Origin of the sequence: Kitasatospora sp. NPDC096147, from assembly GCF_044763225.1 — a bacterium.
Taxonomy (GTDB): Bacteria; Actinomycetota; Actinomycetes; order Streptomycetales; family Streptomycetaceae; genus Kitasatospora.
In genome coordinates this window covers 96,775-117,140 of sequence record NZ_JBIWFX010000001.1, presented here as the reverse complement: position 1 = coordinate 117,140, position 20,366 = coordinate 96,775, and the positions used below count along the sequence as shown (strand labels likewise).

The 20,366-nt window shown below is 72.7% G+C and carries 17 protein-coding genes; 7 read left to right on the top strand and 10 right to left on the bottom strand.

The window, feature by feature from the left end; genetic code table 11:
• Window positions 1-89 precede the first annotated feature (89 nt).
• From ACIRBX_RS00545 to ACIRBX_RS00520, 6 genes are all read right to left on the bottom strand, one after another.
• Window positions 90-1,718: a (2,3-dihydroxybenzoyl)adenylate synthase gene (locus ACIRBX_RS00545; RefSeq protein ID WP_402292867.1), complete on the bottom strand. Its 1,629-nt coding sequence runs from the start codon at window positions 1,716-1,718 to the stop codon at window positions 90-92.
• Complete coding sequence (locus ACIRBX_RS00540; RefSeq protein WP_402292866.1) at window positions 1,715-2,977, bottom strand: isochorismate synthase; 1,263 nt, start codon at window positions 2,975-2,977, stop codon at window positions 1,715-1,717. The genes ACIRBX_RS00545 and ACIRBX_RS00540 overlap by 4 nt, the downstream gene beginning before the upstream one ends.
• Before the next feature lie 161 nt (window positions 2,978-3,138).
• On the bottom strand, window positions 3,139-3,888 hold the full coding sequence (locus ACIRBX_RS00535) for a 2,3-dihydro-2,3-dihydroxybenzoate dehydrogenase (RefSeq protein WP_402292865.1): 750 nt from the start codon (window positions 3,886-3,888) through the stop codon (window positions 3,139-3,141).
• 454 nt (window positions 3,889-4,342) lie between these two features.
• Complete coding sequence (locus ACIRBX_RS00530; RefSeq protein ID WP_402292864.1) at window positions 4,343-4,495, bottom strand: hypothetical protein; 153 nt, start codon at window positions 4,493-4,495, stop codon at window positions 4,343-4,345.
• 550 nt (window positions 4,496-5,045) lie between these two features.
• Entirely contained in the window at window positions 5,046-6,488 is a 1,443-nt protein-coding gene (pntB, locus tag ACIRBX_RS00525) for a Re/Si-specific NAD(P)(+) transhydrogenase subunit beta (protein ID WP_402292863.1), read from the bottom strand.
• 5 nt (window positions 6,489-6,493) lie between these two features.
• On the bottom strand, window positions 6,494-8,098 hold the full coding sequence (locus ACIRBX_RS00520; protein WP_402292862.1) for a Re/Si-specific NAD(P)(+) transhydrogenase subunit alpha: 1,605 nt from the start codon (window positions 8,096-8,098) through the stop codon (window positions 6,494-6,496).
• A 237-nt stretch (window positions 8,099-8,335) separates the two neighbouring features.
• On the opposite strand from ACIRBX_RS00520, the gene ACIRBX_RS00515 reads away from it, so the two are divergent.
• Complete coding sequence (locus ACIRBX_RS00515; RefSeq protein WP_402292861.1) at window positions 8,336-9,913, top strand: cytochrome P450; 1,578 nt, start codon at window positions 8,336-8,338, stop codon at window positions 9,911-9,913.
• Window positions 9,914-9,959: 46 nt separating this feature from the next.
• Here the strand turns inward: ACIRBX_RS00515 and ACIRBX_RS00510 are convergent, their stop codons facing one another.
• Both ACIRBX_RS00510 and ACIRBX_RS00505 read right to left on the bottom strand, forming a co-directional pair.
• Window positions 9,960-10,580: an L-threonylcarbamoyladenylate synthase gene (locus ACIRBX_RS00510; RefSeq protein WP_402292860.1), complete on the bottom strand. Its 621-nt coding sequence runs from the start codon at window positions 10,578-10,580 to the stop codon at window positions 9,960-9,962.
• Window positions 10,581-11,036: 456 nt separating this feature from the next.
• Entirely contained in the window at window positions 11,037-11,744 is a 708-nt protein-coding gene (locus tag ACIRBX_RS00505; protein ID WP_402292859.1) for a hypothetical protein, read from the bottom strand.
• Window positions 11,745-12,044: 300 nt separating this feature from the next.
• Here ACIRBX_RS00505 and ACIRBX_RS00500 point away from each other — a divergent pair, with 300 nt between their 5' ends.
• The 3 genes from ACIRBX_RS00500 (at window position 12,045) to ACIRBX_RS00490 (ending at window position 13,376) form a co-directional block, all read left to right on the top strand.
• Window positions 12,045-12,707 carry a helix-turn-helix domain-containing protein gene (locus ACIRBX_RS00500; RefSeq protein ID WP_402292858.1) on the top strand — a complete coding sequence of 221 codons (663 nt, stop codon included), beginning with the start codon at window positions 12,045-12,047 and terminating at the stop codon, window positions 12,705-12,707.
• Window positions 12,629-12,838, top strand: coding sequence for a transposase (locus ACIRBX_RS00495; RefSeq protein WP_402293868.1), 210 nt, complete (start codon window positions 12,629-12,631; stop codon window positions 12,836-12,838). Before ACIRBX_RS00500 ends, ACIRBX_RS00495 begins: the two co-directional genes overlap by 79 nt.
• 256 nt (window positions 12,839-13,094) lie before the next feature.
• Window positions 13,095-13,376 (top strand): hypothetical protein, encoded by a 282-nt coding sequence (locus tag ACIRBX_RS00490; protein ID WP_402292857.1) that lies wholly within the window; start codon window positions 13,095-13,097, stop codon window positions 13,374-13,376.
• Window positions 13,377-13,896: 520 nt separating this feature from the next.
• On the opposite strand, the gene ACIRBX_RS00485 is transcribed toward ACIRBX_RS00490, so the two are convergent.
• Together ACIRBX_RS00485 and ACIRBX_RS00480 are read right to left on the bottom strand one after the other, a co-directional pair.
• Window positions 13,897-14,436 carry an HAD domain-containing protein gene (locus ACIRBX_RS00485; protein WP_402292856.1) on the bottom strand — a complete coding sequence of 180 codons (540 nt, stop codon included), beginning with the start codon at window positions 14,434-14,436 and terminating at the stop codon, window positions 13,897-13,899.
• A gap of 355 nt (window positions 14,437-14,791) precedes the next feature.
• Window positions 14,792-15,481: a TetR/AcrR family transcriptional regulator gene (locus tag ACIRBX_RS00480; RefSeq protein WP_402292855.1), complete on the bottom strand. Its 690-nt coding sequence runs from the start codon at window positions 15,479-15,481 to the stop codon at window positions 14,792-14,794.
• A gap of 146 nt (window positions 15,482-15,627) precedes the next feature.
• Between ACIRBX_RS00480 and ACIRBX_RS00475 the strand changes: the two genes are divergently transcribed.
• The 3 genes from ACIRBX_RS00475 to ACIRBX_RS00465 all read left to right on the top strand — a co-directional run bounded on the left by ACIRBX_RS00475 (window position 15,628) and on the right by ACIRBX_RS00465 (window position 20,207).
• Window positions 15,628-17,067, top strand: coding sequence for a purine-cytosine permease family protein (locus tag ACIRBX_RS00475; RefSeq protein WP_402292854.1), 1,440 nt, complete (start codon window positions 15,628-15,630; stop codon window positions 17,065-17,067).
• Between the two features lie 145 nt (window positions 17,068-17,212).
• Complete coding sequence (locus tag ACIRBX_RS00470) at window positions 17,213-19,051, top strand: amidohydrolase (RefSeq protein ID WP_402292853.1); 1,839 nt, start codon at window positions 17,213-17,215, stop codon at window positions 19,049-19,051.
• 52 nt (window positions 19,052-19,103) lie between these two features.
• Window positions 19,104-20,207 (top strand): C45 family autoproteolytic acyltransferase/hydolase, encoded by a 1,104-nt coding sequence (locus ACIRBX_RS00465; RefSeq protein ID WP_402292852.1) that lies wholly within the window; start codon window positions 19,104-19,106, stop codon window positions 20,205-20,207.
• The last annotated feature ends 159 nt before the right edge of the window (window positions 20,208-20,366 follow it).

Sequence of the window (20,366 nt, the reverse complement as noted above, 5' to 3'; positions counted from 1 at the left end):
GGTGGCCACGCACCGGCGGCGACGCGGCGGCGGCCACCGGGCGGGCGCTGCCGGGCGGGCGGCTGTCGGTGCGTGGCCACCGGGCGTGCCTACTGGGCGGCGGAGGAGCGCAGGTCCTTCTTGCTGACCTTGCCGATGCCGGTCTGCGGGAAGGCGTCCACGTACTCGATCACGTCCGGCACCTTGTAGTCGGCCAGCCCGGCCGCCCGGACGAAGGCGCGCAGCTGGGCGGGGCGGGGCCGCTCGGCGTCCTGACGGAGGATCACGTAGGCGAGGGTGCGCTCGCCCAGGTACTCGTCCGGGGTCGCCACCACCGAGGCGTCGTGCACGGCGGGGTGGGCCAGCAGCACGTTCTCCACCTCCTCGGCGGCGACCTTCTCACCGCCCCGGTTGATCTGGTCCTTGGCCCGGCCCTCGACCACCAGGTGGCCGGTGGCGGTGCGGCGCACCAGGTCGCCCGTGCGGTAGAAGCCGTCGGCGGTGAAGGAGCGGGCGTTGTGCTCGGGGGCCCGCCAGTAGCCCCGGATGGTGTACGGGCCCCGGGTGAGCAGGTGGCCGGTGGTGCCGACCGGGAGGTCCTCGTCCCGGTCGTCGACGATCCGCACCTCGTCGTCGGCGTCGCTGATCGGCCGGCCCTGGGTGGTGAGCACGGTCTGCTCGTCGTCCTCGGGGCGGGTGTAGTTGACCAGCCCCTCGGCCATCCCGAAGACCTGCTGGAGCCGGCAGCCGAGCGCCGGGCCGAGCCGGCGGGCGGCCTCCTCGCTGAGCTTGGCACCGCCGACCTGGAGCAGCTCCAGGCTGGACAGGTCGTGCCCGGCGGTCGGGGCGGCGTCCGCCCAGGCCAGCGCGACCGGCGGCACCACGCCGGTGAGGGTGACCCGCTCGCGGGCGATCAGCGCCAGCGCGGTGCCCGGGCTCGGGTCCGGTGCCAGCACCACCCGGCCGCCGGCGAAGAAGACGCCGAGCGAACCGGGGGAGGAGAGCGGGAAGTTGTGCGCGGCGGGCAGTGCGCAGAGGTAGACCGAGGCCGGGGTCAGCTCGCAGATCCGGGCCGACTCGCGGACGCTGTAGAGGTAGTCGTCGTGCGCCCGGGGGATCAGCTTGGGCAGGCCGGTGGAGCCGCCGGAGAGCTGGAGGAAGGCCAGCCCGGTGGAGGCCGGGGGGTCGGCGACCGGCACCGGCTCGGCGGCCCGCAGCTCGTCCAGCGGCAGGTGCGGGCCGGGCTCGCCGACCACGAAGACCTCGATCGGCTCGGCCAGTGCGGCCAGCACCTCGCTCGCCAACTCCCGGTGGTCGTAACCGGCGTGGCGGTCCGGCACGAACAGCGCCTTGGCCCCGGAGAACTCGCAGAAGTACGTCAGCTCGGCCCGGCGGTGCGCGGGCAGCGCCATCACCGGCACCACCCCGGCCCGCAGCAGGCCGAAGAACACCTCGAAGAATTCGGCGGTGTTGGGCAGTTGGAGCACCACCCGGTCGCCCCGGCGCAGCCCCCGGGCCAGCAGCCCGGTGGCCACCAGGTCCGCCCGGCGGTCCAACTCGGCGTAGCTCCAGTGCCGTTCGCCGTCGGTGACGGCGATCCGGCCCGGCCGGTCGGCCGCGTGCCGGCGGATCATCTCGTCCAGCCGCTCACCGGTCCAGTACCCGGCGGCGCGGTAGCGCTCGGCGGTCTCGGCGGGCCAGCCGCCGAGCAGGTCGGGCTCGTGGGAGGCGCTGCTCACTTGCCGTCCTCCAGACCCACGGCGTGCAGGAAGGTGCCGAACTTCGCGGTGGTCTCGGCCAGTTCGGCCGCCGGGTCGGAGGCCTCCACCACACCGGCCCCGGCGAACAGGCGCAGCCCGTCGCCCTCGGCCTCGGCGCAGCGCAGGGTCACCACCCACTCGCCGTCGCCGTTCGCGTCGCCCCAGCCGACCGCGCCGGTGTACAGGCCGCGGTCGAAGGGCTCCAGCTCGGCGATCAGCTCGCGGGCCCGGTCGGTCGGGGTGCCGCAGATGGCCGGGGTCGGGTGCAGCGCCAGCGCCAGGTCCAGGGCGGAGACCTCGGGGTCGCGCAGGGTGGCGGTGATGGTGGTGGACAGGTGCCACATCGCGGCGGTCCGCAGCAGGGTGGGACGCTCGGGGACGTGCAGCTCCTCGCAGTACGGCTCCAGCACCCGGCGGATCGCGTCGGTGACGAAGGCGTGCTCGGCCAGGTCCTTGGGGGAGTCCAGCAGTGCGGCGGCCCGGCGGATGTCCTCGGCCAGGTCGGTGGAGCGGGCGGCCGAGCCGGCCAGCGGGTTGGAGACGACGGTGCGGCCCCGGCGGGAGAGCAGCAGCTCCGGGCTGGCGCCGACCAGGGTGGCGGCACCGCCGGCCGGTACGGCGAAGGTGTGACCGTTCGGGTCGCGGTGGATCAGCCGGGCCAGCATCGCGGGCAGGTCGGCCCCGCCGGGCGCGGTCAGCTCCAGGGTGCGGGCCAGCACCACCTTGGACGGGCCGGTCCCGGCGCGCATCCGGCGGACCGCCTCGGCCACCGCCGCCGCGTACACCGGGCCGTCGGGGACCGGGCGTTGGGTCCAGGCCGGGGCGGCGGCGGCCGTCCGGCGGGCCGGCAGCAGGAAGGCGGGGTCCTCGGCGGCCGGGCCGGCCTGCCGCACCTCGGCGGGCACGAACAGCCGGGCCGGGCGGCCGGGGGCGAACGGGATGGCGCCGACCAGCAGCGGGGTGCCGCCGAGGGTGCGGCGGGCCTCGGCCAGCGCGGCGGGCGCCTCGGCCGGGTCGGTGACGTGGCGCACCGCGCCGCGGGCCAGCAGGGTGCCGTACGGGCCGGTGAGATACGCCTGCTCGGGACCGGGCCGATAGGCGGCCAGCAGACCGCTCGGGGTCTCGGCGCTCTCGGTGGCCCGGCTGGTCCGGGCGGTCTCGACGGTCTCGGCGGCGCTCGCGGTGGTGGCCGCCGGGGTGACGGCGGCTTCGGCGGGGGCCTGGTAGGCCGTGGTCATGCTGCTCCGTTCATGGTCCGGCGTGGCTGCGGTGCCGGGGGCAGGGAAGTGGACGGGGGCTGGTGCGGGACCGGCCGGGTGCGGCTGTGGGGCGCGCTCCGGGCGGCTGCTCACGGGCCGGGGCTCACGAGCTGGGGCTCAGTCACCGGGCTCACGGGCCGTCAGGCCCGCAGTGTGGCGCCGCCGTCGACGTACAGGTCGTGCATGGTGATCTGCCGCGCGCGGTCGCTGACCAGGAAGGCCACCGCCTCCGCGACGTCCTCGGCGGCGCCGATCCGGCCGAGCGGTATGCCGACCCGGTACTGGTCCGGGTCGCCGTCGACCACCCGGCGCTCGCTCTGCTCGTCGGTCCAGAACTGCCGCTGCATCTCGGTGTAGGTGGAGCCCGGCGAGACCAGGTTGCACCGCACTCCGTCGCGGGCCAGCTCCAGCCCGAGCACCTTGGTGAACATCGCGGCGGCGGCCTTGGAGGCGGCGTAGGCGGCCATCCGGGTGCGCGGCACGCCGGCGGCGTTGGACCCGACGGTGACCACCACGCCGTTGCCGCGCTCCGCCATCCGGCGGCCGACGGCCCGGCAGGTGTGGAAGACGCCGGTGGTGTTGACCGCGAAGGTCTCCGCCCAGTCCTCGTCGGTGAGCTCCAGCACCGGCGCGGGGCGCAGGATGCCGGCCACGTTCACCAGGATCGAGATCGGCCCGGTCTCCCGTTCGACCCGGTCCACGAGTGCGTCCACGGCGGCGCCGTCGGTGACGTCGAGGTAGGTCACGTCGTCGTGCGGGGTGCGGATGTCGGTGGCCACCACCTGGGCGCCCCGGTCGGCGAGCACCCGGGCGACGGCCGCGCCAATGCCGCGCGCGGCCCCCGTCACCAGGGCGATCCTGCCGTCCAGTTCACGTATGTCCTCGGCCATGCCGCTGTCCCTTTCCCGGTGGTGGTGCTTCGGCGCCCGGGCGGCGGGCCCCGGCTGGGCCGGGACCGCTGGTCGGACGCAGCACTTAGGTTAGCCTAACCGAACTGTTTTCGGGTGATCGGGGTGGGGTCGATTGACCGCCCGTCAGGCGCGCGGGGCCGGCGGGGCGTCCGGGGCCGAAGGGGCGGAAACCGCTGGTCGGCTCGCCTGGGGAGCCGGATCGCCGCCGGGTCGGTGGTGGGCTGCACGAGGGGTGTGCGGCGGAGTGTGCGGCGGGCTGGTGCCGCGTCCGGTGAGGGGATGGGCGGTGGCCGGGAGGATTCACCGGCGGGGTGGGGCGGGGCTGCCGCCTCGTGCCCGACAGGCCCGTCAGGGGCGGTCGAGGGGGTGGGCCGGAAACGGCGGACGGGCCGTCACCGTGGTGCTGGTGACGGCCCGTCGTGGATCGGGGTGCTCACGCGTTCAGGCTGGTCAGTGCCTGACGGGCGCGCTCGTTGGTGCGCTTGGCGCGCTCGCGGAGCTTCAGTGCGCGGGCCAGCCGGAAGGTGCGGGCCTCCTGGAGGCGCTGGTCGATGGTGGCCTGCGCGGTGGCGAGGTTGTACGTCATGGTGGGTCCCCCAAGGGTCAGTGGCGTCCGTTGGCATCACCTCGATGCCGGTTCCCCCGGATCGCCTGCTGTGCTTCTGATTCTACATCACATCGCCCTGTCTTGCCTTCAATTATCAGCCCGTATGGCAGATGTGACTCTGTATCGAAGGGAAGTGGGCCGGGATGTGAACGGGCCGGAACCACGGGCGCCGCTCCGCACGTCCGTCCGGCCGTGACCGTCGGACCTGAGTCGGACGAGGATCGGACGGGGCGGCGCGGCCTCGGGGGCGGGCTCGGATCGGTGCGACGCCGCTGGTCACGGGCACGGCGGTGGACGGCGGGCCGGATGCCGTCGGCACCCGCGGAGAGGTGCGGTGGGATTGCTGCCGCACCGTCGCGGCGGTGCCCGGCCGGGCCTGGGTGCGGATGACCGCGGCGTCGGTGGTGACCCTCGTCACGGCTTCGGTCCGGGGCGGCAGCAGGTGACGGACCGTCGGAAGACACCTCCGCCTGGGGCGGACCCCGGGTGGGGTCCGCCCCAGGCGGAGGCGGTGGGTGGGACCGGCGGGTCAGCGGCCGGCGCCGACCGGGGTGAGCGCGTCCAGGGCGGTCAGGATCTGCTCCGTGCTCTGCTTGGCGTCACCGAACAGCATGCTGCTGTTCTCCCGGAAGAACAGCGGGTTCTGGACCCCCGCGTAGCCGGAGGCCATCGAGCGCTTGAAGACGATCACCTGCCCCGCCTCCCAGACCTTGAGCACCGGCATCCCGGCGATCGGGCTGGACGGGTCCTCCTCGGCGGCCGGGTTGACGGTGTCGTTGGCGCCGATCACCAGGACCACGTCGGTGGCCGCGAAGTCGTCGTTGATCTCGTCCATCTCCAGCACGATGTCGTACGGCACCTTGGCCTCGGCCAGCAGCACGTTCATGTGCCCCGGCAGCCGCCCGGCCACCGGGTGGACCCCGAACCGGACCTGCACCCCGCGCTCGCGCAGCCGCCGGGTCAGCTCCGCCACCGGGTGCTGGGCCTGGGCGACCGCCATGCCGTAGCCGGGAGTGATGACCACCGAACGGGCCCCGGCCAGGAGTTCGGCCGCCTCGGCGGCCTGCACCTCGCGGTGCTCGCCCTCCTCCTCGCCGCTGCCGCCACCGGCCGGCGCCTCGACGCCGAAACCGCCCGCGATGACGGAGACGAAGGAGCGGTTCATCGCCTTGCACATGATGTAGGAGAGGTAGGCACCGGAGGAGCCGACCAGGGCCCCGGTGACGATCAGCAGGTTGTTGTCCAGCAGGAAGCCCGCAGCCGCCGCCGCCCACCCCGAGTAGCTGTTCAGCATCGAGACCACCACCGGCATGTCGCCGCCGCCGATCGAGGCCACCAGGTGCCAGCCCAGCGCCAGCGCCAGCACGGTGACCGCGATGACCAGGCCCAGGCCCGGGCTGACGGTGAACCAGACGGTGAGCCCGACGAAGGCGCCGAGCGCCCCGAGGTTGAGCGCGTTCTTGCCCGGCAGCATCAGCGGCCTGGAGGCGATCCGCGCGGAGAGCTTGAGGAAGGCGACGATCGACCCGGTGAAGGTGACTGCGCCGATGAAGATCCCGATGAACACCTCGGCGTGGTGGATGCCCAGCAGGTCCGAGGCCACGGCGGTCTGCGCGGCGCCGTGCGCCTCCACCTCCAGGTAGCTGTTCCACCCGACCAGCACGGCGGCCAGGCCGACGAAGCTGTGCAGCACCGCGATGAGTTCGGGCATCTCGGTCATCTCGACCCGCTTGGCCCGCCAGAGGCCGATCGCCCCGCCGAGCGCCATCGACACCACGATCAGGGTCACCGCGCCGGCGCTGATCGAACGGGACGCCACGATCACGGTGGCGGCCAGCGCCAGGGCCATGCCGGCGATGCCGAAGGCCACTCCGGACCGGGCGGTGCGGTGCTGGGAGAGGCCTGCCAGGCTGAGGATGAACAGCAGGGCGGCGACCAGGTCGGCGGCGTTCGCGGCCGTCAGCGAAGTCATCGGGCTCAACGCCTTTCGGTGGAGTCGGAGGAGGCGGAGGAGGAGCTGGTCGAGCCGGAGAACATGCCGAGCATCCGGCGGGTGACGGCGAAGCCACCGAAGACGTTGATGCTGGTGAGCAGGATCGCGACGGCGGAGAGCACCGTCACCAGCGTGCTCTCGTGCCCGAGTTGGAGCAGCGCACCGACCACCACGATGCCGGAGATGGCGTTGGTCACCGACATCAGCGGGGTGTGGAGGGCGTGGTGCACGTGCCCGATCACGTAGTAGCCGATCACCACGGCGAGCGAGAACACCGTGAAGTTCCGGCCCAGTTGGGCCGGGGCGAAGGCGACCAGCGCGAACACCGCCAGCATCCCCGCGCCGATCAGCCCGTACCGCACCGCCGGGTTCGCGAGCCTGGACACCTTCGGCTCGGCCGCCACCGGGGCGACCGCCGCCCTGGCCGCGGCCGGTGCGGCGGAGACCGCGACGGGCGGCGGCGGCCAGGTGACCTCGCCCTCGCGGACCACCGTGACGGCCCGCTGGACCACGTCCTCGAAGTCGATCGTCAGGTGGCCGTCCTTGGCCGGGGTGAGCAGCTTCAGCAGGTTGAGCACGTTGGTGCCGAACAGCTGGGAGGCCTGGGCGGGCAGCCGGGAGGCCAGATCGGTGTAGCCGATGATGGTGACGCCGTTCCCGGTGACGACGGTGCGGCCGGCCACGGTGCCCTCGACGTTCCCGCCCTGCGAGGCGGCCATGTCCACGATGACGCTGCCCGGCTTCATCGCCGCCACGTCACGGGCCGTCAGGAGCCGGGGCGCGGGCCGGCCCGGGATCAGCGCCGTGGTCACCACGATGTCCACGTCCTGCGCCTGGGCGTGGTAGAGCTCGGCCGCCGCCCGGTCGTAGTCCGCCGAGGTGGCCTTGGCGTACCCGTCGGTGCTCGCCTCCTGCTCCACCTCCACCGGCAGGTACTCGCCGCCCAGCGACTTCACCTGGTCGGCCACCTCGGGGCGCGGGTCGGTGGCCCGGACGATCGCCCCGAGGCTGGAGGCCGCCCCGATCGCGGCCAGCCCCGCCACACCCGCACCGGCCACCAGCACCTTGGCCGGCGGCACCTTGCCCGCCGCCGTCACCTGACCGGTGAAGAACCGCCCGAAGACGTGCGCGGCCTCGATCACCGCCCGGTAGCCCGCGATGTTCGCCATCGAGCTCAGCACGTCCATCGACTGCGCCCGGGAGATCCGCGGCACCGCCTCCAGCGCCAGCGCGGTGACCTGACGCTCGGCCAGCGCCTCCAGCAGCTCCGGCCGCTGGGCCGGCGCGAGCATCCCGACCACGGTGGTGCCCTTGCGCAGCCGGGCGATCTCCTCGGGGGAGGGGGCGTTCACCTTCAGCACCAGCTCGGCCGCCCAGGCGTCGCCGATCTCGGCCCCCGCCTCGGCGTACGCCGCGTCGCTGAAGCCGGAGCCGGTACCCGCCCCGGCCTCGACCACCACCTGGTAGCCGAGCGCGAGCAGGCCTCGGACGGTGCTCGGGGTGGCCGCGACCCGGGTCTCCCCGGACGTCGACTCGGCTGCCACGCCGATGTGCTGGGGAGGGTGGTGCGCGGAGTCGTCTGCAGACATCTCTCGTGATCTCTCTCGTCGGATGGAGCCGTTGAAAGGGGAGGGTGTTCGAGTGCGATGTGTGGCGAGGTGCTTCGAGTGCGATGTGGCTTCGACGCGGGCGCAGCAGTCGACCCTGCGCGCGCCGGTCGCGCGCTCAGGGTGTGCAGGAACCTACACGTCCGGGCCCCGGTTGGGGACGGGGCATAGCCGTGACGTGCTTCACCAATCGCCGGAACTGCCGTACCGTCTCGCCTCGTGACCCTCGACCAGGAACCGGCGGAGGAGCGGGCGTTGGGCTCGGACGCGGGCTCAGTTGCAGGGGTGGGTGTGGGCTCCGGTGCGGGCTCGACGGTGTCGGCTCGGGAGGGGGACCGGACGCGGGACCCGGAGCGGACGCAGGCCCAGGAGCGGACGCAGGATCAGGAACGGGCGAACCGGATCTTCCTGCCCGCCACCTACGCCGAAGGGGTGCCCTACCCCCTCTACGCGCACTACCGCGAACGGGAGCCGGTCCGCTGGGTGGAGGAGCCGGCGGTGGGTGACTGGCCGTCCGGTCCCGGCTACTGGGCGGTGCTCCGCCACGCCGATGTCCGGCACGTCCTCCGTACGCCGTCCACCTACTCCTCACACCTGGGCGCCACCCAGATCCGTGATCCCGACAGCGCCGCCGACCTCGACTTCGCCCGCACCATGATGCTCAACCAGGACCCTCCCGACCACTCCCGGCTGCGCCGCATCGTCGCCGGAGCCTTCACGCCGCGTGCGCTCCGCGAGTTGACGGCGGGCATCGAGGAGCGGGCCACGGCGGTGGTCCGGCGAGCCCGGGACCTCGGGGCGACGCTCGACCTGGTCCCGCTCGCCGCCGACCTCCCGGTCTGGACGCTGGCCCGGATCATGGGCGTGCCGGACGAGGATCGCGCCCTGCTGGCCGGTTGGGCGGACCGGGTGATCGGCTACCAGGACGCTGCCCACGCCCACGCCCCGGCCCCGGTCGGTGCCGGTGCGGTCGACGCCGGTGCGGAAGTCGGTGCTGCTCCGTCAGGTCTGAGCGCGCTGGGCCGCAGCGCGGTGGCCGTCCGCCCCCGGCCGGAGCACCTGGTACGACCGGACGGACGCCCCGTCAATCCGCGTTCGCGGGCGGCCCTGGCCGACATGTTCGCGTACGCCCACGGCCTCGCGAGGCGCCCGCGGCCCGGCAGCATCCTGGCCCGGATGGTCGAAGCCGGGCTCACCGAGGAGGAGTTCGAGACCACCTTCTTCCTCTTCGCCGTGGCGGGTAACGAGACCCTGCGCAACGGCGTCCCCGGCGGCCTGCACGTCCTCCTCGCCCACCCCGAGGAGTACCGGCGCCTACGGGCCGATCCGGCCCGGACCCCCGCCGTGGTGGAGGAGATGCTGCGGTACTGGCCTCCTGTGCTCTCCTTCCGCCGCACCGCCACCCACGACGTGGAGCTCGGTGGCCGCCGACTACGGCGCGGCGACAAGGTGGTGGTGTATCACGCCGCCGCCAACCGCGACCCGGCGGTCTTCCCCGACCCGGACCGCTTCGACCCGGACCGCTTCGACGTCGGGCGCTCCGAGTCGGACCGTTTCGGAGCGGACCGGGGCGGGGCGGCCCGCTCGGGAGGGGCGGCCCGCCCGTCGCAGGATCACGTGAGTTTCGGCGACGGGCCGCACTTCTGCCTGGGCGCGCAACTGGCCCGGGTCCAGATGCGTGCCCTGGTCCGGGAGATCGCCACCACCCTCCCGGAGCTGGAGCCGGCGGGGGAGCCGGTCCGGTTGGTGTCCAACTTCCAGAACGGCCTCAGGTCCCTTCCCGTGCGGGTGCGGTGACCCGGCCGGTCGCCGCCGCTGCGTCCCGGGCCGCCATCGCGCGCCGTCACTCGAAGCGGGAGGTGTCACCGGCCCCGCGCCGGACGATCGTCGCCTCGCCGTCCGAGAAGTCGACGACGGTGGTCGGTTCGGTCCCGCAGTCACCCGAATCCAGGACGGCGTCGAGGACGTGGTCGAGCGCCTCCTTGATCTCCCAGCCCTGGGTCATCGGCTCCTCCGCCCCGGGCAGCAGGAGCGTGCTCGACACCAGGGGCTCGCCGAGCTCGGCCAGCAGTGCCCTGGTGACGGTGTGGTCCGGGATCCGGACCCCCACCGTCTTCTTCTTCGGGTGCATCAGCCGGCGCGGCACCTCCTTGGTGGCCGGGAGGATGAAGGTGTAGCTCCCCGGCGTCGCCGCCTTGACGGCACGGAAGACGTTGTTGTCGAGCTGTACGAACTGACCCAACTGCGCGAAGTCCTCACACATCAGGGTGAAGTGGTGCCGCTCGTCGAGCCGTCGGATCGACCGGATCCGCTCCAGCCCGTCGTGGTTGCCCAGTTGGCAGCCCAACGCGAAGCAGGAGTCGGTCGGGTACGCGATGAGGGCCCCGGACCGCAGACTGGCCGCCACGGTGCTGATGGTCCGCGGCTGGGGGGAATCTGGATGCACATCGAAGTACTTCGCCATTGCCCGACCCTACGGGATGCCGACGGTGGACGGGTGCGCTGGCGCGGCAGCCGGAACCGCAAGGCTCCGAACGGGTGAGCCCGGGCGGGTGCCGGGTGCCGGGTGGTGGTGTGGTGGCTCGGGCGTGGGGGGTGCCCCGGCGCTCCGTGGTGGGGGCGCCGCCGGAGCCGGTGTGGGTGACGGTGCGTCTGGTGGTGGTGCTCATGGTCTCCTCCGAGGACATGCACCGCAGCGGGTGGGACGTATCGGCCAGGCCGAGGGTGCGGCGCGTCCCGGGTGGTGTGCGGGGGAGGTGTCCTCGGCGCAGGTGGTGTCGCCGATGTGGTGCAGGGCCTCGGTCTTCCCGTGGTCCCGGATCAGCTGTGCGAGCCAGGCGGGGGTGACTGCGTGCGCACGATTTCCACGCGGGTCACGGGCGTAGGGCACTCCATGATCACGGGACCCTTCCCGGTCGGATCAAACGGTGGCCTGACCCGCCACCCAGGCCCGCCAGACATTACGGGTATTCGGCAGATCGGGGCGGTCAAGGAGCCACAGCACATACCCGGCCTGGCACCTGGCCCATGGGCTGTCCGAATCGACGGCGCGATCGAGCCTGCCGCGCAAGTCGGCGCTGTCGACGGCTCGGGCGACCCGCACGTACTCCCGGTCCTTGCAGCGATACGCGCGGCGGACGACGATCTCGACCAGGTCGGTGAGCTTCGCCTTGACCGCCTCCTCCTGGTGGGCTCGGGCCACTTCCCGGATCAGGCTCTGCTTCGTACCCCACGACTTCGCATGCCGGGTCCACTCCTGCGGATACCTCGCCTCCCACTCCAAGAAGAGCAGCGCATAGGGCAGCCCTGGCCCCGTCGCGAGATCTCCACTCGCCGCGCTACTCCACACCCCATCAGGCAGCGAACTCCGCTGTGCCCGCTGATACTTCTGTCGCGCCCGCCGAAAGGCCGGCTCCTGGTACTGCTCGTCCACCCCCAGAGGCCGCGTCAGCAGCCACATCTCGTTGGACCGACCGAGTGCTTCCGCGACCTTCCGCTGGGCCTCAACCAGACGCACAAGCGCCGCGGTTCTCGCGGCCGGATCATCCGCTACCAGCCCGAAGGCCCAACCCAGCCGCTCATCCCACGCACGAGCATCGTCCGAGCCTGCACCTGCCTCTTCACTCACGCAGGGGATCATCCCCCAGGGCAGTCGACGAGCTCCACCCGATAGTGCGGGAAGGCACGAGGCCACCGAGGTGCGTAGACCTGGGGTAGAAACCGTCCGCTCGCTGGCTTTATACGTGAGTGGTGGGTTCTGGCACAGATCTTGGGGAGCGGTCGCGGAGCGTCACCGTGGTGTTCGATTGTGAGGGGCTGGGTTGTGTGAGACCGAGTACGCCTGGCTGCCCGGCAGTCGAACGTGACGCTCCATCAGCTTCCTGATGACCTCGGCCGTGGTCGGCCGTGGTCGGTGATCGTGCTGGTCATGCAGATCAACGCATCGCTCTGGGAATCGCTCGTGTTCGACGACTCGGAGCCCGTCGGCCGACGCGCCGAGCGAAAGAAGGCGGCACACGCCCTGGTTCACGAGCTCCTGGCCCAAGGCCACTCACGCCGGGCGATCGCCCGACACCTGGGCTGGGGCCTCAACACTGTCCTCCGGTACGCGAACGCCGCACGCTGGCAGGACACCTTCCGCGAGAACCGCCCTCGGCCCAGCAGACTGGACTCCTACAAGCCCTACCTGGAGCGGCGCTTCGCCGCAGGATGCACCAGCGTCACCCGCCTCCACAGTGAACTGGTCGCCGACAACGCGCCCGTCACCTACCAGATGGTCCGCTCCCACATCGCCACCCTCCGTGGGGCTCCGGTTGGGGCGCCGCCGCGGCCACCGACGGTGCGGCAGGTGACCGGCTGGCTCACCCGGCATCCCTCGACTCTGAACGAGGAGGACCGGGCCGGCCTGAAGGAGGTCCTGGCCCGCTGCCCCGAACTGGACCAGGCCGCCGGACACGTCCGCGACTTCGGCGAGATCCTCACCGACCGCCTTGGCTCCACACCCCCACCTGGATTGACGCAGTCGACGCCAGCCGGCTACCGGGTCTCACCGGCTTCGCGCTCCACCTCCTCCGAGACCTCGACGCGGTGACAGCAGGGCTCACTCTCAACTGGAGCTCCGGCAGCATCGAGGGCGCCGTCAACCGCATCAAGAAGATCAAGCGGCAGCTCTACGGCCGCGCCGGCTTCGAACTGCTCCGCAAGATGATCCTTCTCCAGTAACACTTCGCGATCTTCCCCGAGAGCTGCGAGAGCCGGATCGTAGGAACCCCTGCGGCAGCTGGCATATCGCCAGTGCATGCAGGTACCCGGCCGTGGCAGGATGACCTCATGTTGATCCGAAAGGGCGATGCCGCGTAGGCGTCCCAAGGCCGTCCGTGCAGAGCGGTGGCGGCCACGATGGCAGTATCCGGTTCTGAGGGTCCCTGGTGTCTCCGCACGAACACGTGCAGCGATCCGCCGGGTCGAAGACCAAGAGATGTGGCCCAACGCGGTCGCCAAGGCACTCTCGTGTTTCGAGTGGGCTTTCGAGGAGTCCGGACGCTACCTGAACGCCTCCGCGTTTGATTCGCCCGGGGTGGGAGATGCCCGTGATGACCTGGAGTGGGCGATGCTGCACCTTCCACCCGGAGCCCAAAGGGACTTGGGCCGATTGATCACGCGTATCGATGAAGAATTCGAGCGCCGCACCTTGCCGGAGCCCAACTACAGCGAGTGGGCGACGACGCGCTGGTGGTGGACCAGAATGCGTGATCGCTGACGGTCCCCGGAGTCGCCGCCCCTCCTTGCAATCGAACGAAGCTGTCACCCTCCGCGACCGCTCCCCAAGATCTGTGCCAGAACCCCGTTGTCACCTACGCAGCCAGCTCGCGCACCTATGAACTCGAGCCATCAGAAAACGGATGCCCGCCGACTACGCCGAAGCCCTGCCTACCGGTGGTCGCGCCACCGCCCGCCCCTCTTCGGCGTCCGGTATGGCAGCAATGGCTCCATGCGCGCCGACTGCGCGTCTGTCAACGGCACGACCAGAACACCGATCCGATGATCGCAAAGAAACGGCCTGGCTGGCCGATCGCCGTGTCCGAGCGGGTCGTTCTCCGCGCGGTGCCGGTCGGTGATGCGTTGGTGCACGGGCGGGTTCGGGAGGCCACCTCGGATACGTGCGCCGTCGTCGCATCCCGGTCACCGGGAGGCCGATGGCCGGCATGCGGCGCCCGGGTCGGCGCTTCAGGCATCACCTGCTGCGCATCTCCCGATGGTCTATGGGGGTCGGCGTTCCGTCATGGCCGAGTGGGCGACCTGCGGGCCTCTGCTCCGACCCACTGCCGGAGCCATGCGTCCAAGGTGAGGTAGTCGTCGCCGGTCAGCCCACGGCGGGAATCGACGCAGTGGAGCAATGTCGGCCCCGGGTGCTGGGCGTCCACCCACTCCCGATCGGTGTCGGTGAGTTCGTCGTCAACCCAGGCGAACGGACGCCCGGCAGCCCACTGGACGAGGGTACGGGTCTTCCAGTGCAGCCCGAGCCGCTCGTCCCGTTCGTCGACCTCGGACGGCTCCGGCCACCGCACCACGGGGAGCCGGGGAAGGCCGAGGATCGGCGAGATGTCGTCGTTCGCGTCCTCCAACCACGTTGTCGCCCAGACCAGTTCGCAGGGCAGCTCCGCCAGCCGAGGCCCGTGTCCGGGGTTGACTCGACCGAGGAGCGGGTTCGTAGCGGGAGCGGTGGTGTACCTCGGATACTCCTCGGGCGCTGCACCGAACGGGATGAGGGGGCCGTCGACGTCGAGGAACAGGAGTGGGTGCTGCGTAGGGCCGATCACGGGGCCACGATATCGCCGGGCACCATTCGCATGCGGGGAGCAGTTCACGCAGGTCCGGCACACGGTCGCCGGGGCAGTCCCCGCGCGTGCGGGGAGCAGTTCGGCGAGGGGTCCGTGCACCCCCTGGCGGGGGACCAACCCGGCGCGTGCGGGGAGCAGTGCGAACCCGGCTGGGCCTGCACCCACACCACGGGACCAACCCGGCGCGTGCGGGGAGCAGTCTCTGTGAGCTGGGGTGATGTCACTGGGGCGGGGCGTTGTGTGCAACTTCCTGAGAACCGGGCATTTCGTACAATCTGGTGGAGGTGTGAGCCTCCGTCAGATTACCGGGGAAGCGGTGCGCGAAGTAGAGCATTCAGGCGCCGGAAGGCCAAGGGCGGGCCCGGCCGGCGTCCTGCTGGAGAGTCAATGTCCCCGGCGTCAGTCCGAGTTGTTGCTCCGCGGTGGTGCGGGGGAGGGCCGCCAGGGCCGGGTGGGTGAAGCCGGTGGTGTCGTTGGCGTAGGAGCCGAGGCCGTCGATGACGACGAGGAGCAGGAGGCAGGCGGCCGGTGGGTCGGTGGTGGTGAACTCGCCGGCGGCGACACCGTCTTCGATGAGGGTGGTGAGTTCGGTGCGCATCTCGGCCTCCTGGTCGGCGACCGCTTGGTGGAGGGTCGGGCGGTAGCGCGAGAGGTGGCGGGCGTTGAGCCAGAGGCGGTCGAGGTCGGTGAAGTCGGGGCCGGAGACGCGGTGGAGGAAGAGGGCGAGCCGGCGGAGCGGGGGGAGGTCGGATTCGGCCGGGGGGAGGAGGGAGCGGCGTTCGCGGGTGGCGGCGTGGGTGAAGGCCTCGGCGAGGAGGGTCTCGATGGTGGGGAAGTAGTGGCCGATCAGGCCGGGGCGGACGCCGAGGTGGTCGGCGACGAGTTGCATGGTGACGCGCTCCAGGCCCTCGGTGAGGGCGAGCCGGGCGGCTGCGTCCAGGATCTCGGCGCGGCGCTCGGCGGGTGCCTTGCGGGTGCGCGGGCCGGTGGCGGCCCGGGCGGGGCGGCGGGGGCTTGACGTCATGGCGGTCAGCCTATTGGATGTCGCACCAACAGGCTATTGGTGGCAAAGCCAATAAGACCTGGACGGCCACCGCGTACCTCCCCCAGCGGGCGCGGTGGCAGCGGAGACACTGCCGTCTTCCCCTCCCAGCGAAGGAAGCCACCCCCATGGCGCAACCCCCCATCACCCGCGACGCGAGCCCCGGCCCCGGGCGCGGGAGCGACCGCGCGGGTCAGGTCGAGACCCGGGGCATCGACCAGGTGCCCGACGGCGAACGGCACGGCCGCCCCGCCGAACTCTTCGCCGTCTGGGCCGCGCCCAACGTCAGCTACCTCAGCTTCGTGGTCGGCGCAGCGCTGGTGCTGATCGGACTCCCGCTCGGCGAGGCCGTCGCGGTGGTGCTGGCCGGGAACCTGCTCTGGCTGCTCACCGGATACGTCGCGATCAGCGGGCCGGCGGCCGGGACCGCCGGGTCGGTGATCTCGCGGGCCATGTACGGGATCCGGGCGAACCGGGCGGTGGTGGCCGTCACCGGCTGGCTGATCTCCTCGCTCTACCTGGCGCTCAACTGGTCGGCCGCCTCGATCGCGGCCCTCGGCCTGCCCGAACTCCTGGGCCTGCCCGGGACGGTGGCCGTCGAGGCGGTGGTGGTCTGTCTGATCGCGGGGGCGACGGTGCTGGTCGCGCTGTTCGGGCACGCGACGATCGTCCGGCTGTACCCCGCGCTGACCGTGCTGCTGACGGTGGTGTTCGTGGTGGTCTCGGTGTTGGTGGTGCTGCGCGCAGACTGGTCCTACGCCCCCGCCGAACCGCTCACCGGTGCTGCCCACCTGGCGGCGCTGGCGAGCGGGTTCACCCTGGTGGCCTCCGCTCCGCTGTCCTACGCCAACAGCCCCGACCTGGCCCGGTACCTGCCCCGGGGGAGCAGCCCCCGGGCGGTCGCGCTGTGGACGGCGGCCGGTGCGTACCTGCCCAGCGTGGTGTTCACCGTGGTCGGCGTGCTGGCCGCGACCAGCCTCGACATGACGGATCCTCAGCGGGCCCTGGAGGGCGTGATGCCGGGGTGGTTCGTGCCGGTCTTCGCGCTCGGGGTGGTCGGCAACACGGTGGCCAACAACGCGATGACCGCGTACAGCGCCGGCCTGTCCGTGCAGTCCATCGGTGTCCGGCTGCCCCGGGCGGCGGCCGTGCTGGTGGTGGGGGCGGTGGGTGCGGGGCTGACCCTGTTCGCCGTGCTGGTCTTCGACTTCCTCACCGCCGTGAACACCATGATGGAGCTGGTGGTGGTCGTCACCGGCCCGTGCATGGGCGTCTTCGCGGCCGACGTCCTGCTGCGGCGCGCCGCCTACGACGGTCGGGCGCTGCTGGACGAGCGGCCCGACAGTGCCCACTGGTACCGGGCCGGGATCAACCCGGCCGGGGTGTGCGCCACGCTGGTCGGGATCGGTGGCGCCGTGCTCTGCGCCGGTGCGAGCACCTGGTCGGGGCCGGTCGCGGACGCACTCGGCGGGGTGAACCTGGCCGTGCCGGTGGGTGTCCTCGGTGGAGCGGTGGCGTACACGGTGCTGGCGCGGGTGTTCGGGACGCTTCCTCGTCCGGCCCGCTGATCCGCGCCGGGTGGGGTGGTGAGCCGCATCCGGCGCGGGAAATGAAGTGAACCGTTCGGAGGGAACGAACGGTACGAACGATGTGAATCGTTCAGTGGGGTGAACTGATGGCCCCGCTGAACCGCACCACCGAAAGGCACCCCGTATGCATGCCGACCTGATCCTCCGGGCTGGACGGATCCAGAACTTCGACCACCCCGCCGGAGCCGGAGCCGGAGCCGGAGCCACGGCCGGAGCCCAGGTCGTCGCGGTCCGGGACGGTCGCATCCTCGCCGTCGGCGGCGAGGAACTGCTGACCCGTCACCAAGGCCCCGCCACACGGCTGCTGGACCTCCCCGGTGCCACCGTCACCCCCGGTCTCACCGACGCCCACGCCCACCCCGTCTGGGGTGCGATCGAGACCGGCAGCGGGCTCGGCCTGGCCGACGCGACCACCCTCGACCAGGTGCTGGCCCGGGTCGCGGAGCGGATCGCCGAGGGCGGGGGAGGGGCGGCCTGGGTCACCGGTTACGACCTCGATCCGGACGTCTTCGCGGACCAAGCCCCTGGTGAGCCCAGCGGCGAGGTGTTCGGCCGTCACTTCCCCGGGGTACCGGTCTCGCTGATGACCCGGGACGCCCACGCGCTGGTGGTCAGCCCCGCCGGGGTGGAGCGGGCCGGGCTGACCGGCGCCGAGACCTTCGACGACGCCTCCCGGATCGCCACCGACGCCGACGGCCGTCCGACCGGCTACGTGGTCGAACTCCAGGCGATGGACCTGGTCTTCGCCCACTACCCCGAGGTCGAGCTGCCCCGGGCCGCCCGCTACGTCGCCGAGCAGCTCCACCGCCTGGCCGCCGTCGGCCTGACCGGCCTGCACGCCCTCGACTTCACCGACCCCTCCGAGGCGGTCTACCGGGAGATCGAACGGACCGGCGAACTCCCGCTCCGGATCCGCTGTTCGCCGCTGGTCCCCGCCGACTCGACCCCGGAGACGTGGCGCGAGATCGCCGGTCTCCAGGGGCGGGGCGGACGCCGCTGGCGGGTGGAGGGCGTGAAGTTCATGCTCGACGGCACCGCCGACAACGGCTCCGCCTGGTTCGAACAGCCCGACACCCACGGGCAGAACCGCGCGCCGCTCTGGAAGGACCCCTCCGCCTACCGCCGCGCCGTCGGGTACTTCACCTCCCTCGGCATCCCCACCGCCACCCACGCCATCGGCGACCGGGCCGTCCGCTACGCGCTGGACGCGATCGAGGCGGCCGGCCGGCCCCTCTCGGCCCCGCACCGGATCGAGCACCTGGAGTCGGTGCCCGACGACCTGCTCGGCCGGTTCGCCGAGCTCGGCGTGGTGGCGAGCCTCCAGCCCGTCCACGGCACCCGGATGACCAAGGCCGACCTCAGTGACGGCTGGTCCACCCGGATCGGGGCCGAACGCGCCGCCCGGGGCTGGCGCACCCGTGACCTGCTGGACCACGGCGCGGTGGTCGCGCTCGGTTCGGACTGGCCGATCGGCGAGGGCGACCCCCGGGCCGCGCTGGCCGACGCCCAACTGCGCCGCCCGGTGGACAGCCCGGACACCGCCCCCGTCCAGCCCGGTCAGGGCATCACCGCCCGCGAGGCCTACGCGGGGATGACCAGGGCGACGGCCGTCGCCGCCGGTGCGGAGGCCCGTCTCGGCCGGATCGCCCCCGGGTACCTGGCCGACCTCACCGTCTTCGCCGCCGACCCGCTCGACCTGACGCCCGATCAGCAGGCGGCCAACCCCGTCCTGGCCACCGTGGTGGACGGTCGGCCGCTGCTGCACACCACGGCCGGGGCGGGGACCGACGGCCGACCGGTCGCCGAAGCGGTCGCCGTAGTGGCCATCGGGGCGGTCGCCGGGGCGGTCGGGGCGGTCGGCGAGCCGGCTGCCGCCGAGGCTGCCGTGACGTCCGCCGGGCCGACCGCTGTCACGTCCGCCGGGTCGACCGCCGGGCCGTCCGCCGGGCAGGGCCCGAGATGACCGGCGCCTCCATCCGCTGACGTTCCCTCACCTTCTCCAGGAGCACACCCTCATGACCGAGCCCTTCGCCCGCCCCGACCACCGCCCGCACGTCGCCGTCACCGGCACCGACCCGCGCGAGCGCGGCCGGCGCCGCGGCCGTCAGCTGGCCGCCACCCTCCCCGGCGCCTTCGCGGCGTACGGCCGGCTGTTCGCCGCCTCCGGTCTCACCCCCGCCGAGGTGCGGGACGACGGCCTGCGGGCACTGGATGCCGTCGGCGCCCATCGCGCGGGCCTGCGGGAGCAGATCGAGGGCGTCGCGGAGGGCGCCGGGATGGAGGCGTGGCAGCTGGGCGCGCTGAACGCCCGGACCGAGATCCTGGCGCGGTCGGCGGTCGTGCCGCCGGGTGAGTGCTCCACGGTGGTGCGGCGGGTCGCCGGCCCGGACGGCGGGACGAACCACCTCGGTGTCCAGACCTGGGACTGGCACGTCGAGCTCAGCCCGTACTGGCACACCGTCAACTCGGCCGGAGCCGGCCACGACTACGCGGGCCTCACCGAGCACGGCATCCTGGCGAAGATCGGGGTCAACAGCGCCGGCCTCGCCCTGCACTTCAACATCCTCGGCCACCGCGCCGACCGCCTCGGCGGCGTGCCGGTGCACGTGCTGGCCGCGCTGGTGCTGGAGGAGGCGCAGAGCGCCGCCCACGCCGTCGAGCTGCTGCGGGCCGCGCCGATCACCTCCTCCGGCTCCTTCCTGCTGTTCGACCGGGAGCAGGCGGTGCTGCTCGACCTCAGCCCGGTCGGGGTCTTCGAGGCTCCCGCCCTCGCCGAGGGCACCTGGCTGCGGACCAACCACTTCCTCACCGCCGCGCCCGCCGCTGACGAGAAGACCCACCTCTACCAGCCCGACTCCGGCCAGCGGCACGCCTTCCTGGCCGATCGGCTGCTCGGCGCGAGCGCCCCGACGGCCGCGCGCGACGAGCTGGTCGGCTGCCTCGTCACGGGGCCGGGCGAACCGCCCGTCACCTGCCTCCCCGACCTGGCCGGCCCGCTCGGCCAGCGCTGGGCGAGCCTGGCCACCGTCCTGCTCGACCCGGCCGCCCGCACCGCCCACGTCCTGGACGGCACCCCGACCGAGCACGCCACCCGCCCCTGGTACGAACTGCGGGCCTGAGGAGGGGAGTTCGGTTCACGCAGCCGCCGCGCGTCACCTCGTCCACCGCACACCGGCCTCTCGCTGCACACCGGAGGGGCTGGGGAAAACGGATCGAGGTCCTGCGGGGCGCCCTGTTACGGTGAGGGCATGGCTTTCCTCTTCTTCGTCTGAGTCCGG

What these genes read in the sequence shown, in the direction of transcription:
- ACIRBX_RS00540 (WP_402292866.1), bottom strand. Translation starts at nt 2,977, where the DNA reads ATGACCACGGCCTACCAGGCCCCCGCCGAAGCCGCCGTCACCCCGGCG.
- ACIRBX_RS00535 (WP_402292865.1), bottom strand. Translation starts at nt 3,888, where the DNA reads ATGGCCGAGGACATACGTGAACTGGACGGCAGGATCGCCCTGGTGACG.
- ACIRBX_RS00530 (WP_402292864.1), bottom strand. Translation starts at nt 4,495, where the DNA reads ATGACGTACAACCTCGCCACCGCGCAGGCCACCATCGACCAGCGCCTC.
- pntB (WP_402292863.1), bottom strand. Translation starts at nt 6,488, where the DNA reads ATGACTTCGCTGACGGCCGCGAACGCCGCCGACCTGGTCGCCGCCCTG.
- ACIRBX_RS00520 (WP_402292862.1), bottom strand. Translation starts at nt 8,098, where the DNA reads ATGTCTGCAGACGACTCCGCGCACCACCCTCCCCAGCACATCGGCGTG.
- ACIRBX_RS00510 (WP_402292860.1), bottom strand. Translation starts at nt 10,580, where the DNA reads ATGGCGAAGTACTTCGATGTGCATCCAGATTCCCCCCAGCCGCGGACC.
- ACIRBX_RS00500 (WP_402292858.1), top strand. Translation starts at nt 12,045, where the DNA reads ATGCAGATCAACGCATCGCTCTGGGAATCGCTCGTGTTCGACGACTCG.
- ACIRBX_RS00490 (WP_402292857.1), top strand. Translation starts at nt 13,095, where the DNA reads ATGTGGCCCAACGCGGTCGCCAAGGCACTCTCGTGTTTCGAGTGGGCT.
- ACIRBX_RS00480 (WP_402292855.1), bottom strand. Translation starts at nt 15,481, where the DNA reads ATGACGTCAAGCCCCCGCCGCCCCGCCCGGGCCGCCACCGGCCCGCGC.
- ACIRBX_RS00475 (WP_402292854.1), top strand. Translation starts at nt 15,628, where the DNA reads ATGGCGCAACCCCCCATCACCCGCGACGCGAGCCCCGGCCCCGGGCGC.
- ACIRBX_RS00470 (WP_402292853.1), top strand. Translation starts at nt 17,213, where the DNA reads ATGCATGCCGACCTGATCCTCCGGGCTGGACGGATCCAGAACTTCGAC.
- ACIRBX_RS00465 (WP_402292852.1), top strand. Translation starts at nt 19,104, where the DNA reads ATGACCGAGCCCTTCGCCCGCCCCGACCACCGCCCGCACGTCGCCGTC.